This window comes from Alteromonas alvinellae (assembly GCF_902705805.1).
On sequence record NZ_CACSIH010000098.1, the window covers coordinates 49,213 to 64,739 of the forward strand.

At 46.8% G+C, this 15,527-nt stretch carries 13 protein-coding genes; all 13 read right to left on the bottom strand.

The genetic code is table 11. The features are described 5' to 3' along the window. Nucleotides 1-1,446 (bottom strand): UDP-N-acetylmuramate--L-alanine ligase, encoded by a 1,446-nt coding sequence (gene murC, locus ACX5KA_RS06315; protein WP_458730688.1) that lies wholly within the window; start codon nt 1,444-1,446, stop codon nt 1-3. Then, a complete protein-coding gene (murG, locus tag ACX5KA_RS06320) occupies nt 1,446-2,588 on the bottom strand; it encodes an undecaprenyldiphospho-muramoylpentapeptide beta-N-acetylglucosaminyltransferase (protein WP_458730689.1) in 1,143 nt (380 codons plus the stop codon). Before murG ends, murC begins: the two co-directional genes overlap by 1 nt. Next, nucleotides 2,581-4,005 carry a cell division protein FtsW gene (gene ftsW, locus ACX5KA_RS06325; protein ID WP_014999271.1) on the bottom strand — a complete coding sequence of 475 codons (1,425 nt, stop codon included), beginning with the start codon at nt 4,003-4,005 and terminating at the stop codon, nt 2,581-2,583. The genes murG and ftsW overlap by 8 nt, the downstream gene beginning before the upstream one ends. Then, nucleotides 4,002-5,522 carry a UDP-N-acetylmuramoyl-L-alanine--D-glutamate ligase gene (murD, locus tag ACX5KA_RS06330; protein ID WP_458730690.1) on the bottom strand — a complete coding sequence of 507 codons (1,521 nt, stop codon included), beginning with the start codon at nt 5,520-5,522 and terminating at the stop codon, nt 4,002-4,004. The genes ftsW and murD overlap by 4 nt, the downstream gene beginning before the upstream one ends. 21 nt (nt 5,523-5,543) lie before the next feature. Beyond that, the gene (gene mraY, locus ACX5KA_RS06335) at nt 5,544-6,626 is read right to left on the bottom strand and encodes a phospho-N-acetylmuramoyl-pentapeptide-transferase (RefSeq protein WP_014950432.1); all 1,083 of its coding nucleotides are present in this window, start codon (nt 6,624-6,626) and stop codon (nt 5,544-5,546) included. Continuing rightward, the gene (locus tag ACX5KA_RS06340; protein ID WP_458730691.1) at nt 6,620-8,029 is read right to left on the bottom strand and encodes a UDP-N-acetylmuramoyl-tripeptide--D-alanyl-D-alanine ligase; all 1,410 of its coding nucleotides are present in this window, start codon (nt 8,027-8,029) and stop codon (nt 6,620-6,622) included. The genes mraY and ACX5KA_RS06340 overlap by 7 nt, the downstream gene beginning before the upstream one ends. Further along, entirely contained in the window at nt 8,026-9,591 is a 1,566-nt protein-coding gene (locus ACX5KA_RS06345; protein WP_458730692.1) for a UDP-N-acetylmuramoyl-L-alanyl-D-glutamate--2,6-diaminopimelate ligase, read from the bottom strand. The genes ACX5KA_RS06340 and ACX5KA_RS06345 overlap by 4 nt, the downstream gene beginning before the upstream one ends. After that, the gene (locus ACX5KA_RS06350; protein WP_458730693.1) at nt 9,581-11,356 is read right to left on the bottom strand and encodes a penicillin-binding transpeptidase domain-containing protein; all 1,776 of its coding nucleotides are present in this window, start codon (nt 11,354-11,356) and stop codon (nt 9,581-9,583) included. Before ACX5KA_RS06350 ends, ACX5KA_RS06345 begins: the two co-directional genes overlap by 11 nt. Continuing rightward, nucleotides 11,353-11,688 (bottom strand): cell division protein FtsL, encoded by a 336-nt coding sequence (ftsL, locus tag ACX5KA_RS06355; RefSeq protein WP_014999277.1) that lies wholly within the window; start codon nt 11,686-11,688, stop codon nt 11,353-11,355. The genes ACX5KA_RS06350 and ftsL overlap by 4 nt, the downstream gene beginning before the upstream one ends. Then, nucleotides 11,685-12,626, bottom strand: coding sequence for a 16S rRNA (cytosine(1402)-N(4))-methyltransferase RsmH (gene rsmH, locus ACX5KA_RS06360; protein WP_458730694.1), 942 nt, complete (start codon nt 12,624-12,626; stop codon nt 11,685-11,687). The genes ftsL and rsmH overlap by 4 nt, the downstream gene beginning before the upstream one ends. Then, nucleotides 12,623-13,081, bottom strand: coding sequence for a division/cell wall cluster transcriptional repressor MraZ (gene mraZ, locus ACX5KA_RS06365; protein WP_012519465.1), 459 nt, complete (start codon nt 13,079-13,081; stop codon nt 12,623-12,625). Before mraZ ends, rsmH begins: the two co-directional genes overlap by 4 nt. Nucleotides 13,082-13,505: 424 nt before the next feature. Beyond that, nucleotides 13,506-14,330 (bottom strand): putative porin, encoded by an 825-nt coding sequence (locus ACX5KA_RS06370; RefSeq protein WP_039218680.1) that lies wholly within the window; start codon nt 14,328-14,330, stop codon nt 13,506-13,508. 157 nt (nt 14,331-14,487) lie between these two features. Beyond that, the gene (locus ACX5KA_RS06375) at nt 14,488-15,258 is read right to left on the bottom strand and encodes a SapC family protein (protein ID WP_039218682.1); all 771 of its coding nucleotides are present in this window, start codon (nt 15,256-15,258) and stop codon (nt 14,488-14,490) included. Nucleotides 15,259-15,527: the final 269 nt, after the last annotated feature.

Here is a 15,527-nt window from a genome sequence, read left to right on the forward strand (position 1 = left end):
TTATTCCCCTTCCTTTGCAAGTGTGATCGGCTCTAGCGCGTGACGAGCTAAGAGCTTAGCAATTTGTCCGATGTTACCCGCCCCTTGGGTCATAACGATGTCGCCATCTTGCATGATATTCGCCAAAATAGCTGGTAAGGCGTCTTTGTCACCTACGTATACAGGCTCTATTTGACCGCGCTGACGAATGGAACGGCATAGCGCTTTACTGTCAGCGCCTTCAATAGGTTGTTCACTGGCAGCATATACATCCAGAAGCAACAAGGCATCAACACTCGACAGTACTTCAACAAAGTCCTCGTAAAGGTCGCGGGTTCGCGTAAAGCGATGTGGTTGATAAACCATTACTAAGCGCTTATCAGGCCAGTTTGCACGAGCCGCAGCGATAGTCGCCCTTACTTCCGTCGGGTGGTGACCATAATCATCCACCAAACACACCTCACCTTTGCTGGTATTAAACGTACCTAACTGCTCGAAACGACGACCTATTCCACCAAAGCTGGCTAATGCGCGAATGATAGCGTCGTCATCTACACCTTCATCTGTTGCGACAGCGATAGCAGCAAGGGCATTTAGCACATTGTGGTTACCGGTGAGGTTCAACGTTATATCTAGCGGTTCGCGTTCTGGGCGAATGACCGTAAAATTCGCTTTACCGAATGACAGAGAAACTTTTTCTGCGCGATAGTCATTATGTGATTCAAAACCATAGGTAAGAATGCTTCGACCTATACGAGGGCGAATTTCTTGGATATTTGCATCGTCACCGCACACGATGGCTTGACCATAAAACGGTAGGTTCGACAAGAAATCAACAAAGGTATCTTTCACCTTTGAGAAGTCGCCACCATAAGTATCCATATGGTCGGCTTCAATATTGGTCACCACAGAAACCATCGGCTGCAAATGAAGGAACGACGCATCGCTTTCGTCAGCCTCTGCGATTAGATAACGGCTTTTACCCAAACGCGCATTCGTACCAGCACTGTTAAGCAAACCGCCGATAACAAACGTAGGGTCATACTCAGCTTCTGCGAAAATCGTTGAAATTAAACTGGTTGTGGTAGTTTTACCGTGGGTACCCGCCACCGCAATACCGTGGCGGAATCGCATCAATTCTGCCAGCATTTCTGCACGGCGGATAATTGGAATGCGCTTTTCACGAGCAACGATAATCTCTGGATTTTGCTCATTGATAGCGCTAGACACCACAATAACGTCCATGCCTTCAACATTTTCCGCACGGTGGCCTATTTTCACATCAGCACCTAATTCGCTTAAGCGCTGTGTCATTGGCCCTTCTTGAACGTCAGAGCCAGCAATAGCATAACCTTCGTTCAGTAATACTTCGGCAATACCACCCATACCGGCACCGCCGATACCAATAAAGAATATATTTTTCACCCTGCGCATTTGCGGGCTTTCAAATGGGGTTTTAAAAACCATTAGTCCCCTACTCCTACCACGCTTTTAACGTGGCTTACTACATTTTCCGTGGCATGAGTGCTTGCACATGTTTTCGCAACAGCACCCATCTTTAAGCAGCCTTCAGGGTGTTGTAACCACTGACGCACCGCCTGCCCTAAATTTTCTTTCAATACAGATTGAGCAATCATCAGTGCCGCATTTTGCTTTACTAACGATTGCGCATTTTTTGTTTGGTGATCGTCAACCGCAAAAGGTAGCGGTACGAAAATCGCTGCGCGTCCGGCAGCTGCAACTTCACTTACCGTAAGCGCACCGGCTCTACAGACAACAAAATCTGCCCATTCATAAGCTGCGGCCATGTCATCAATAAAATCACTGACATCGATTTTCGACATATCTGCGCCCACCGACGTGTAGGCTTTAATGACACCTTCACTGTTGCCTTTTCCACATTGGTGTTTGATTGATAAACCTTCTAGCCCCCCGCAAGTCTCCGGCACGGTTTCATTGAGAATTTGTGCACCTAAACTGCCGCCTACAACAAGCATATTAAGACCTTGCTTATGCTCACTAGTGTTTTCAAAACGGCTTTCAAGCGTGTTTGCACGAACGTCTGCGTCAATGTCTACAGGCTTGGGTTTCACCTGCCAAATTTCGTCTCGAACAGGATTGCCCACAGTATGCACCTTAGTAGCGCTACCTGAAAATTGTTCTTTCGCATCGTCAAAGCCCAGAAGCACCCGACTTGCGATTTTACTAAGCAGCTTATTGGTCATGCCTGCCGCGGCATTTTGCTCATGCACAATAACGGGAATGCCTAAACTTTTTGCGGCTACCCCGCCCGGGCCGCTTGCGTAACCGCCAAATCCGACCACGATATCAGGTTGAAGACGCTTTATAATTCGTCTTGCTGAAAATAAGCTTTTAATTAAAGCAATGGCGCCTTCAAAGCGTGCCGCGATGCCTTTACCACGAAGCCCTTTTACCGGAATAAAATGAATGGGAATATCGTGCTTAGGGACAACTTGCGCTTCCATTCGCTCGGAGGTGCCTAGCCAATGAATATCCCAACCTTCATTTCGAAGCGCGTTTGCCACTGCAAGACCAGGGAAAACATGCCCGCCTGTACCACCAGCCATAATCAAGCAACGCTTAGCCATTGTCAGCCTCCTGCGCTACGCGCGCGAGTATAGCTTTAATGCCAGCTTTTCCTTCATCTTCTGCGCTTGATGTTTTGACGCTAGGTTTAGCTTCAACCGTCGCCGTAGAAAAATCAGCTTCATCGGCCTTGCTCTCTACGCTCGCATCACCTTCAGTATGTGACGCTTTAGATTTGGACGCGCTTGTTGGTATCGGCTTTTTTCGGCGGGCTTTACTCTTACCGGATTTGCTGTCGCCTCGGCCAATCGCCTGTACGCCATCAACCCGTAATTCGAAATCGATACGAAGTAATATGGCTACCGCTACTGACATAATGATAAGTGACGAGCCGCCGTAACTAACTAGCGGCAGTGTTAACCCTTTGGTGGGCAGAATACCTGCGCTTGCACCAATATTTACCGCCGTTTGGAAACTAAACCAGATGCCTATGCTGTAAGCCAGATAACCATCAAACGCTCGTCCTTTTTCAAGTGCCTTGTTTCCAATGCTTAGCGCACGTAAAACCATCCATAAAATAAGACCAAGCACGGCAAGTACACCAACAAAGCCGAGCTCTTCTGCCAGGATAGCCATAACAAAGTCGGTGTGTGCTTCAGGTAAGAACTCCAACTTTTGTAAGCTATTGCCTAGTCCTTGCCCGAACCAGTTACCACGACCATACGCCATTAAAGACTGAGTAAGCTGATAACCTGCACCAAATGGATCTGCCCATGGGTCTAAGAAGGAAGTCACTCGTTTAAGACGATATTCTTCAAACACGATTAGCGCCACTACCGCCAATATGCCTACAAACACCAGAGCGAAGAACTGCCAGAGTCGTGCACCGGCTAAAAACAATAAGCCAATCGTGGTGGCAAACATCACAACGACGGTACCTAAATCTGGCTGTAGCAGTAGCAACATCGCTAGCACAAAGAACACCACAAGGGGCTTAATAAAGCCTTTTAGGTTCTCGGTAACTTCTTCGTAGCGACGAACCAGATAACCAGCCAAATACGCAAAGAAAAAGAGCTTTGCCGGCTCAGCGGCTTGAATGGTTATAGGGCCAATCGCCAACCAACGGGTACTCCCGTTTACGGTTCTTCCCACTACCAGTACTGCTAACAATAGCGCTATAGCCGCAAGCAGAAGGTAGGGATTTGTCATGCGCCAAAACTGCATGGGTAAATTCAGTACCACCATAGCGGCGACGATCGCCCCAACAATATAAATACCGTGGCGAATAGCAAAATAGAACGGATTGTCGTGCAACCTATCGGCCACCGGCATCGACGCGGAAGTTACAATTACAACCCCAATGCTCATTAGCGCGAGCGCAATTAATATCAGCGTCACATCATAAGGGTGCGTTGCCGAAGGCTGCCCATCGTGTTTCGCAGCAAATAGTGCGCTAAGTTTGGTAGAGGCAGCCATCATGATGCGGCCCCCACAGCGCCGTTGTTCTCACTGTGTAAATTGTGGAGATTGTGCACGTCTTGTTTAAACACGTCACCGCGATGCATGTAGTTCTTAAACATATCTAAACTTGCACACGCAGGCGAAAGCAGCACTACATCACCAGGTGCAGCAAGTCTTGTTGCTGCTTTTACGGCGTCTTTCATGGTTGCCACACGGGTAGTATGCGCAAAACTCTTTTCAAACAGGTGTGCATCTTTGCCCAAAGCAAACACGTGCGATACATATTTAGTTAGATAAGGCGAGAGGCTGGCTATATCAGCGCCTTTAGCGTCACCACCTGCAATAAGGATAAGTTTCCCCTTTATAGTAGGGCCTATTCCTTCAAGGGCCGCGACAGTGGCGCCAATATTGGTTGCTTTGGAATCGTCGATATAGCGGATGTCGTTTACGCGGGCTATTTCCACACAGCGATGTGGTGCAGCTTTGAAACTGTGTAGATGTTTAACCGCGAGCTCTGGCGAAACACCTAGCTGAAGGCAGATGCCCAATGCAGCCATGATGTTTAGTACGTTATGCATGCCCGCTAAATGGATATCGCTAAGGGCAATAAGCTTTTCGCCATTAAACGTTATATATAGACTTTGTTCATCGTCACGAGCACTATCGTCACTGTCAAAAGACGCAATCGCAAACCCTGTGGTCGACTCTCCCAGTCCATATTCAACGATATTTTTTGACGCTAGCGACTCTTCATTAGACGCGGCATTAGATACGCCATCAGATACGGCGTTTAATGCGGCATTACCCTTAGCATCGGTAATAAGCTGCTCGTAAGGTGCTACAAACTCACCGTCTCGCCACACAACTGCAGATTTCGCATTATCAAAAATGCGATGCTTGGCATCGATATAGGCTTCAAGGGTACCGTGACGGTCTAGGTGGTCATCGGAAATATTGAGCACAGTAGCAGCTTCAAGCACCAGGCTAGACGTAGTTTCAAGTTGAAAACTTGATAGCTCCATCACCACTACATCTGCATCACTTTGAAGCGCTTCAAGCACAGGGCGACCTACGTTACCCGCTTCAATGCTTTTTACGCCGCAGCTTTTGAGCAGATGGTTCACTAATAAAGTAACCGTGGTTTTACCGTTAGAGCCGGTTATACCTACTACGCGCTTAGCTGGCGTAGCACTACTCGTGGAGGCATTTAAACGGGCGAACAATTCCACGTCGCCGATCACCTCAACACCACACTTTTGCGCTAAAGCCACTTGTTCAATATTCAGAGCAAGCCCCGGGCTTAACACCAAGGTGTCTACACCATCAAAGTAATCTTCGCTTAGGGCAGTGCAAGTGACCTTCTCTGCCATAAACGCTTGCATGTCAGTATCAAGATCACCAGGTGCAGAAAAATTAGCACGTGTATCAAATGCTTTAACCGTTGCCTGCTTTTGCAACAAAAAGCGCACGCAAGCCTGACCTGTAACACCTAGGCCACCGACTACATAACTATGCTCACGTACGTTATACGACATTACGATTTATCTCTTTACCGCTTATCTAAGTTTGAGGGTAGCAAGACCCACCAACACCAAAATGATTGAAATGATCCAAAAACGCACTATTACGCGCGGCTCTGGCCAGCCCTTCAATTCATAGTGATGGTGAATAGGCGCCATACGAAAAATACGCTGGCCACGCAATTTGTAAGAACCTACCTGAAGGATGACCGACAGGGTTTCCATAACAAAAACACCACCCATGATGATTAACACGAGTTCTTGGCGCACTAATACAGCTAACACACCTAGTGTGCCGCCTAGCGCTAGTGAGCCAACGTCACCCATAAATACTTGTGCCGGATACGTGTTAAACCATAAAAAGCCCAAGCCAGCCCCGACCATAGCGGTACACACAATCACCAGTTCGCTGGTGAGCGGAATATGAGGAATATTCAGGTATTCAGCAAAGTTCGCATTACCTGTCACATAGGCAAAAATGGCAAATGCGCCTGCCACCAATATAGTGGGAACAATGGCAAGTCCATCCAATCCATCGGTAAGGTTTACCGCGTTACTTGTGCCTACAATGGCAAAGTAGGTAATAATGATGAAGAACGCACCTAACTGCGGGAACACTTCTTTGAAGAAAGGCACCAGTAGTGAGGTTTCAGCGCTTATTGTTGCACTGCTGTATAGATAGAATGCGACGCCTAACGCAACCACAGATTGCCAGAAATATTTCCAACGGGCGATAAGCCCCTTCGAATCTTTGCGGATCACTTTTCTGTAGTCGTCAACAAACCCAATAATACCGTAGGCCACAACCACGGTTAGGGTTACCAATACATAACGATTAGTAAGGTCAGCCCAAAGCAGGCCGCTTACTACAATTGCTGCGAGTATAAGTAACCCGCCCATAGTGGGCGTGCCTGATTTTGATAAATGGCTTTGTGGGCCATCGTCTCGTACAGTTTGACCAATTTGCATGCGCTGCAAATAACGAATCATCTTAGGGCCAATTAAAATGGCAATAAGCAATGCGGTCAGCGTGCTTAAAATTGCGCGAAGGGTAAGGTATGAAAATACGTTAAACCCTGAATCGAATTGTGTCAGCCAGTCGGCTAGCCAAATTAACATGCTATTCGCTCCCGACGGCTATCGTGCTTTCCCAGCGTAGAGGCCTCGACCGCCTCTACCACACGTTCCATTTTGGAACTGCGTGAACCTTTAACTAAAATTGAAATATCGCGCTGCTGCACTAACAAATCACTCTCCATTGCGGCCAACAAACTTTCAACATCGCTGAAATGACCACCGTTTTCATTAAACACAGCACTGGCTGATTGACTCAAAACACCCATGGTATACAGGTAATTAATTCCTTTTTGTTTAGCGTATTCCCCTACCTGCTCGTGGTAATAACGCGCTTTTTCACCCAACTCTTTCATGTCGCCTAGAACAAGAACGCGAATGCCTGAAAAGCTACTTAGCGTATCAATTGCCGCATTTACAGACGCCACGTTGGCGTTGTAGGTATCGTCTAACAGGCGAACCTGTTCGGTGAGTTGTTTTACATTCAAGCGCCCGCTAACTTGCTTCATAGCAAGTAGACCGTCGCGTACGTTTTCTAATGTTGCGCCAACTTGCAGCGTTAATGTCGCAGCAACAAGGGCATTACCCACGTTGTGAACGCCAGGAATAGTAAGCTGAATAGACATATCACCTTGCGGGCAAACCAAGTGGAATGCGGCGCAGCCATCTAATCCAATGGTGATATCTTCTGCTCTAAAGTCAGCATCGTTTTTCTGCTGCGGGGAAAACGTTAGCGTTTTGGTCTGTTTAAGTTTGCCCTGCCAAAATTCAGCAAACTGACTATCAACGTTAACTACCGCCACACCGTCACTGCCTAAGCCTTTAAAAATTTCGCTTTTGGCGCGTGCCACGCCTAGCAAGCTGCCAAAGCCTTCTAAGTGAGAAGCGGCGGCGTTTACTATAGTCGCTACGTCCGGCTTTACGAGGTTTGTGGTATAGGCGATTTCACCGATATGATTTGCGCCTAGCTCCATAACCGCGTATTCATGCTGAGGCTCTAGGCGTAAAAGGGTTAGCGGCACACCAATATCATTATTGAAGTTACCGTTTGTGGCTAATACATTGCCTCTTCGCTCCAAAATAGCGGCACACATTTCCTTTACGGTGGTTTTACCACTGCTTCCGGTGATGGCAATGGTTTTAGGCGCCACATAAGCTTTCACCGCCGCCCCTAATAGACCAAGTGCTTCTTTGGTATCTTCAACCATGATAACAGGTAACGAGGTCGCTACGTCTTCACTGGCAATAACCGCACTTGCTCCCGCTTTCTCTGCCGTTGAAATAAAATCATGGCCATTAAAATTCGGACCTTTCAAGGCTAAGTAAACTGCGCCATCTTCAAGGGTGCGGGTATCGGTACTTACCGCTGAAACTTCAACGTCAGCAGCATCGTTCAATAATTTTCCATTAACCTTTTCGGCTATCCATGACAGCGTTGTTGTTATCATTTGCTGTACTCCTGTTGCAGTCGCGCCACAACTGCACGTTCGTTATAGTTAGTCTTTTTGTCACCGATAATTTGGTAATCTTCATGGCCTTTTCCGGCCACGATGATGATGTCGCTTTCATGCGCATGCTCAAGGCAATGACGAATAGCTTGCTCGCGATCGGGAATAGACACTGCCAGCTCACGGTTTTTCAAACCCTCAATGATATCCTCGGCGATAGATTCAGGGCTTTCACTGCGACTGTTATCTGTGGTGATCACAATAGCGTCAGCACCAACCTCGGCAGCCTGCCCCATTAACGGTCGCTTGCCTTTGTCTCTGTCCCCGCCACAGCCAAACACACACCACACTTTGCCCGTTGTATGGAATTTGGCGCTTAACAGCACTTTCTCCAGAGCGTCTGGTGTATGCGCGTAGTCCACCACCAAGTTAGCGGCACCCGTTACAGAGAAGACTTCCATTCGCCCGGGTACAGGCGTGATCGCATTTACCGCGTTAACAACGTCATCAAAACGCTCACCTTCAGCGAGTAACGTACCTATAGCACTCAATACATTACTGATATTGAACTTTCCGAATAGTGGCAGCGAAATAGCAGCGCTTCCCCACGAACTCACCAGTTCAAAGCTACATCCACCTGCATGATAAGAAGCATTTGTGGCGAAACAATGGCGACTTTGAGGATTGTTATGCTCTCGCAAGCACTCACTTTCACCGCTTCCATCCAGACCACTTTCGTCTATACCTGTCCAGATGCGTGTAATCGACTTATCTGCTGCACCATCCCACTTCTTACTTTCATCATCATTAACGTTTAATACAACAGCCTTTAAACCTGGCTGCTGAAGCAGCAAGCGCTTGGCTTTGCCGTACTCTTCCATGGTGCCGTGGTAATCGAGATGATCTCGAGTAAGGTTGGTGAAAACAGCGATATCGGTTTTTACTGTACCAAGCCGACCTTGAACCAATGCGTGAGAACTTGCTTCGAAGGCCGTATGGCGCACTTCACTTTGCACAAAGTCTGCCAACAAATACTGCATACGTATGGCATCGGGCGTAGTGTTTGCTGCCGGCGTGTTCGACCACTGGGTTTCATCGCCTTCAAACACACTGCTCCCTAGAGTTCCGATGCTTGCACTACGTGTACCTAACGCATCCTTAAGCTGGGTAAGCAATTGAACTGTAGAGGTTTTTCCGTTTGTCCCTGTCACTGCTACCGTCGTCATTTTCTGAGCAGGGTAGTCGTAAAATGCAGCAGCTAATGCAGAGAGCATTTGTGGTAATTCATACAAGGAGATAATGACGCTGTGGTCACGCATTTCCATCTGACCATGGGCACTACTGTCTTCAGTTTGCGCCAGAATTACACGGGCCCCTAAACTTATTGCCTGGGGTATAAAATCTCGACCATCGCGTTCGTGGCCCTTAATCGCCAAAAAAGCCAAGCGTGTATTCACTTCTCGGCTGTCTAACGTTAAACCTTCAATACGGATATCTGGGGCGTCTACACCAAATTTCGCCAACAAGGCTTTTATACTTTGAATAAAGGCACTAACTACCACTTTGATCTCCTTTCAATAAGCGGCTAGATGTAACCTGCTTGTCATCGGGCGTAACGTTTAACATGTGCAGTGCGCCACCCATAATTGATGAAAAGACAGGTGCAGCGGTATCCCCCGCGTGATACAAGTCACCGCCGGGTTCGTTGATCAGTACAATTGTCACTAATCTTGGGTCAGACACAGGTGCAATACCGGCGAAAATGTTGACGTACTCTTCACCGTACCCGCCGGCCACCGCTTTTCGGCTTGTTCCTGTTTTACCAGCAACGCGATACCCTGGTACCGAGGCTTTAATTGCCGTACCGCCACGCTGGGTTACACTTTCCATCATTTGAACAATAGCTTTCGCGTTTTCTTCGCTAATCACCCGCTCAGACTGTGCTTGCCAAGAGGGTTGCTCTGGTGACTTGATGATATTAAGCGGAGTTTTTATACCGCCGTTTGCCAGCGTTGCGTAAAGACGCCCCAACTGTGCTGTTGTCACAGAAATGCCGTACCCAAATGACAGCGTGGCTAATTCAAATTCAGACCAGCGACTGCGCTCATGGAAAATACCGCTACTTTCCCCAGCCATATTAAGTCCGGTATCGCTCATTAAGCCCATGTTGTAGTAAGTATCTAGCAGAAACTGCTTGGGCACTGAAAGCGCCAGCTTCGATGTGCCCATATTGGAGGAATGCTGGATAATTTCTTCTAGCGTTAGCTCGCCATAGTTACGCGAATCTTTTACTAGGCTGCCGCCTAATCGCATCCATCCTGGATGAGTGTTTACTGAGTCTTCAGGCTCCACTTCACCGAACTCTAATGCAGTAAGGACGGCCAGCGGTTTTAGCGCCGAGCCTGGTTCGAACGCATCGGTAATAACCCTGTTACGCATTCTGTGCGCAGAAATATCGCTTCTATCGTTAGGGTTGAATGACGGTGCATTCACCATGGCTAATACATCACCGCTTTTTACATCGATAACAATGGCGGAGGCCGAGCTTGATTGATAATAAATCATGGCTTCTTTGATTTCTTTGTAAGCAAGTGCTTGAATGCGCTGATCGATAGTCAGCTGCAGGTCACCAGCTTTTTCGCCAGATTTTGTTTCTAATATTTCAACTTGGCGGCCTTTCGCATCGCGGCGTATTTTACGAGAACCCGGCGTGCCCGTTAGCCACTCGTTATACATGCGCTCCAAGCCTTCAACGCCTGTATCATCAACATCGGTTACGCCGATTAGCTGCGCTGAAACTTCACCTGTAGGATAGTAGCGGCGGCTTTCACGACGAAGATAAATGCCCGGAATGTCTAATTTATCAACGTACTCTGCCATTGCAGGCGACACCTGACGCTGTAAATAGACGAAGCGGCGTTTGGGGTTTGCCACTTTTTCTTTGAGTTCATTCACGTCTTGGCGCAGTACATCCGCCAGCGCTTCCCAGCGGCGCTCTTCCTCAAAGCCGTTATTTTCATGAATAATTTTTGGATCTGCGTAAATTGCGCGGACAGGAACACTCACCGCTAGTTCAACGCCATTTCTGTCGGTAATAAGCCCGCGATAGGTCGGCATATCTCGGGTTCTAAGCGTGCGGTTGTCACCCTGTTGAATTAACTCGTCTGGTTCAATAACTTGGATGTAGGCCGCGCGGGCAGCCAACACGCCGAAAACCAGCATGATTACGACAAGCACAACCACAAAACGCCAGTGCACTAAGCTTGGCGTTACATTTTGTTTTGCACCGGTCTTTTTACGTTGGCGAGAAAGCGCGGTTGTACTCATTTTAACCTCACCACTACTTCATCATCTGCGGTTGGACGGTACATTTCTAATTGTTTTTCAACCAGGTTTTCTATGCGGTTGTGCTCGGTTAACGCACGTTGCTCAAGCACAAGGTTACGCCACTCAACATCAAGCTCATCTTTCTCTTGCATGAGGTCTTCAAGGGCAATGACCTGCTGTCTGTTGTGATGGCTGCTAAGCGTTACCGCCATTGCACTTACGATAACCATTAAATACAACAAAACCCGCAACTTGTTGCGGGTCAAATCTGAAACAATTATTAGCAGTAATTTAAAATTAGTGCTGGCCTTGTCTGGCGCGGCTTTGGTCATAACTTTTCTGCCACACGTAATACCGAACTGCGAGAGCGAACGTTGTTCGCAATCTCCTGTTCTGAAGGTTTTATCGCTTTGCCCAAGGCTTTTAGCACTTTATCTGCATCTATTTCAGCCTGAGTAATCGGTAAGTTGTGTGGTACTGATTTCCCTTTACTTTGATCCTTAATGAAGCGTTTTACTAAACGGTCTTCAAGCGAGTGAAACGAAATAACGGCAAGACGACCTTCTTTCGCCAACACCTGTGTCGCCGCTTTAAGGCCCACGCGAAGTTGCTCCAGCTCCGCATTGATATAAATGCGAATGCCTTGGAATGCGCGGGTAGCCGGATGTTTAAACTTATCCTTTACAGGAACCGCTTCGTCGATGATCTTGGCTAGCTGAGCAGTGCGTGTGATAGGCGTTTCTTTGCGCGTATTTACGATGGCATGGGCTATGCGTTTGCCGAACTTCTCTTCGCCAAACTCTTTAATAACCTGCGTAATGTCTTGTTCTTCGGCGCTAGCCAGCCAGTCTGCAGCACTTTGTCCACGAGAGGTGTCCATACGCATATCCAGCGGGCCGTCACGTAAAAAGCTAAAGCCACGCTCGGCATCGTCAAGTTGAGGTGAAGACACGCCCAAATCCATAAGCACACCGTCAATCTTACCGGTTAACCCTAGCGCTTCGATTTCTTCTGCCATATCACCAAACGGTGAATGGATAATGCTAAAACGCTTGTCATCGACGAAGCGTTCTGCCGCTTTAATTGCTTGCGGGTCACGGTCAAACGCGATAAGACGCCCGTTTTCGCCCAATGCATCCAAAATATGTGCAGAATGCCCACCACGGCCAAACGTAGCATCAATATAAATACCGCTTGGCTTAATCGCCAGGGCTTCAATGCACTCATCAAGCAATACTGAAATATGTTTAAATTCGCTAGGCTGCGTCATAGAGAAAAGTCCTGTAATCGTTCGGTAAGTTCAAATTCGCCTTTGCGTTCGGTGTCTATATCAGCTTCAACTTGTTGTGCCCAAATATCGGCATCCCAAATTTCGAATTTGTTTAACTGACCAACTAACATGACTTCTTTTGAGAGTTTTGCGAAACTTCGCAGTGGAGTAGGAACAAGAATGCGCCCGCTTTTATCCATCTCACCTTCAGAAGCATAACCTAGTAGCAATCGCTGCAAGCGACGCTCGGCGGGGATCATGCTTGAAAGTTTAGAGAGTTTAAGCTCAATCTCTTCCCATTCGGGAAGTGGGTAAAGTAGCAAACAACTTTGTTGTGTATCGACTGTGCAGACTAGTTGTCCCTGACAATCATCCAGCAGCGACTGACGATACTTCGTCGGTATAGCCAGTCTGCCTTTTGTATCCAGATTGATTGCGTTAGCGCCGCGGAACATTCCCCTAGCCTTTTATTATTTGCTCTTGGTTTTCTTGTTTTTTGAGTACTAATCTGCAAAGTGATGATGATTTGATCCACAATTCGCCACATTTACCCACTGAGTTACAGTTTAGGTAGCAATGATCCCCACTGTCAAGTAGAAAAAAGGCGTGAAAGCCGCATAAACACTGGGTTTAAACTGTCTTTATATACAGTTGTTTTAGGAAGTGTATGATTAGGCGTGTAAAAAAGATTAAAAAATATTCAGGCAGGGAAAATTAAACTTCAAATTTATCGATGAACGGCTGTTTTTAACTACATCAAAGACACTTGTTAACTTAAAAATAATTTATAGGTACAAACGCAAAAAATGAACTACCAACCGAAGCTGATAGTTCATTGTTAGTAATTGCTAGCTATGAATATCTGGTGGCTGACTTGCTTTAAAAGCGGTAAGAAGCCGTAAGTGACGCGACATCGCTTTCAATATCACTGTCGATATCTGTTTCATAGCTTGCTGATACTGAGAACTGCTCATTTACCCAGTAATCTAAAGCCACCCCTGCTGTTTTTAAGTTGTCAAAGCCATCTGGCGCGTTGGTATAGCTATAGCTACCTTGAACACTCAAAGCTGGGCTAAAGAAGTAACGCGCACTTCCAGATAATACATCAACATCGTCGGCAATATATTGGGCGGTCAAGTCCCAACCCGTTCCCCCGTTACCTACCGTGGTATAGCGTGTAAATACAAGTGGTGAAGTTTCATTCTCACTTTCGCTATAGCTATTTGTACCGTCATTAATTTCATAATTGGCGCGCTGATAAATTAAACCTGCGCCTATCTGCCATTGACGTGACAAATTAAACCCTACTTTTACATCGATATTGGTGTAATCCTCATCACCAAAGTCTTCGTCAAATTTACTGTGAGCACCTTCTATAGCAAGCATCCAAGTATCGTCTAGGTAAAAAGTACTGCCTAGGTTAAATACATCAATACCATCGAGTGTGGCGTAACCGCCAGACAGACTAGATACGCGCTGTAGATAAGGGTTAATAAGGTAAGCGCCGCTGTTTCCGCTCACTTCATCAAGGTAGCGCACATATCTTGCACCGTAGAGTTTGTCATTCAGCCCCTCAAAATCAACGGCAGTTACTTGTACTTCGTTTTGCGTAGCTGCATGAGCAGCCGTCATTGCGAATACTGATGCGGTGATAATTGAAAGTGAAGTTAGCGTAGTTTTTAGCTTATTAGTGTTAGTGTTCATGTCTTTTGTCCTTAAAAATGTGTTGGGAACGAGATGTAAGATAAGACATTAAAACTTAACGGTTTCTGAACGAAACATGACGAAGTCTGAACGTGAATTTTAGGTACAAAAAAACCCGCAACTTTGCGGGTTTTTAAACTTAAAAATGAGGGAGCGATTACGCGTTTGGCGCCGCTTCAGGTGCTGCTTCTTCTGCTTTAACCGCAGAAAGCTGCATGCTGCGAATTGGGTTTTCTGTGTCGTTGGAAAGCTCAACAAGGCGGTTTAGCTGCCCAACAGACATCATGACTGCGTAGATAGCACCTAGGAAGCCTTGCTTGTGTAGCTCAAGCACCTGATCTTCTGGTAGTTCAAGAAGCTTCTTCTCGTTGATGCTCATCATGCCAGTAACATTGCGCTGTTTACCATCTTTGTAGGTAAGGCGAATTTGAATTTGATCAAGCAGGTCTAGTTCAACCACTTTAGCAACAAAACGCTGAGTTAGCATTTCGCTATTCGCTAGGTCTGCTAGGAATTTCTGACGGCTATCTAGGAACTCGCTTGCTTCACCCGCTTCAGTGAATAGCGCTTGGCCTTCGTCAGAAATAAGGTCAGAGTTTTCATCTATGTAAACGCCAAGCTTGTCGCCGTCTGGACGCACATCAAACGGATAGCGAAGGATGTTCATTGGAACGTGTGGGCCTCTCCAGCTGTCGCCAGTTAGAAAAAGGTTTTGACCTTGTTCCATACCAAGCATAGTCACGACGTGGTGACGCTTAGACGTAGTGTCTTCAATGAACACTAGCGGCATTGTTGCAGCTAGTTGTGCAAACTCACGGATAGTTGCTGCTGCAAGGTGTGTATTTTTCGCAAAGCTGAAAGATGTGTTTACCGCAACCTTTAGGTCTTTATGCTTTTCTTTATCTAGCGGTACAAAATTAATAGCCATATTTATTTCTCATACTTGTTAGCTGTGGCCCCGGCTTGATTTTGTGAGAAGAGCGGGTGCCACTAAAAAATTACGTCGGCCGCGCTGATGCATAGTAGTCATCGATAATTGGCGGAGCGCTTGGGAGTATCCCGTATTCGCGCAATGAAGTCACGCAGTCTTCACCATAACAAGTTTTAAATTTTTATTGCAATGTAAACTTGAAGTAAACAAGCACAAGCGCTCTAAAAATGAGCAATATCGACTAATTTAGGGGTTAACAAGAGCGA

Bases quoted from the DNA above. Each gene is read 5' to 3' on its own strand.
- rsmH (WP_458730694.1), bottom strand. From the start codon at position 12,626: ATGACGCAGCCTAGCGAATTTAAACATATTTCAGTATTGCTTGATGAG.
- murD (WP_458730690.1), bottom strand. From the start codon at position 5,522: ATGTCGTATAACGTACGTGAGCATAGTTATGTAGTCGGTGGCCTAGGT.
- mraZ (WP_012519465.1), bottom strand. From the start codon at position 13,081: ATGTTCCGCGGCGCTAACGCAATCAATCTGGATACAAAAGGCAGACTG.
- ftsL (WP_014999277.1), bottom strand. From the start codon at position 11,688: ATGACCAAAGCCGCGCCAGACAAGGCCAGCACTAATTTTAAATTACTG.
- murG (WP_458730689.1), bottom strand. From the start codon at position 2,588: ATGGCTAAGCGTTGCTTGATTATGGCTGGTGGTACAGGCGGGCATGTT.
- ACX5KA_RS06350 (WP_458730693.1), bottom strand. From the start codon at position 11,356: ATGAGTACAACCGCGCTTTCTCGCCAACGTAAAAAGACCGGTGCAAAA.
- ACX5KA_RS06375 (WP_039218682.1), bottom strand. From the start codon at position 15,258: ATGGCTATTAATTTTGTACCGCTAGATAAAGAAAAGCATAAAGACCTA.
- ACX5KA_RS06370 (WP_039218680.1), bottom strand. From the start codon at position 14,330: ATGAACACTAACACTAATAAGCTAAAAACTACGCTAACTTCACTTTCA.
- mraY (WP_014950432.1), bottom strand. From the start codon at position 6,626: ATGTTAATTTGGCTAGCCGACTGGCTGACACAATTCGATTCAGGGTTT.
- ACX5KA_RS06340 (WP_458730691.1), bottom strand. From the start codon at position 8,029: ATGATAACAACAACGCTGTCATGGATAGCCGAAAAGGTTAATGGAAAA.
- murC (WP_458730688.1), bottom strand. From the start codon at position 1,446: ATGGTTTTTAAAACCCCATTTGAAAGCCCGCAAATGCGCAGGGTGAAA.
- ftsW (WP_014999271.1), bottom strand. From the start codon at position 4,005: ATGATGGCTGCCTCTACCAAACTTAGCGCACTATTTGCTGCGAAACAC.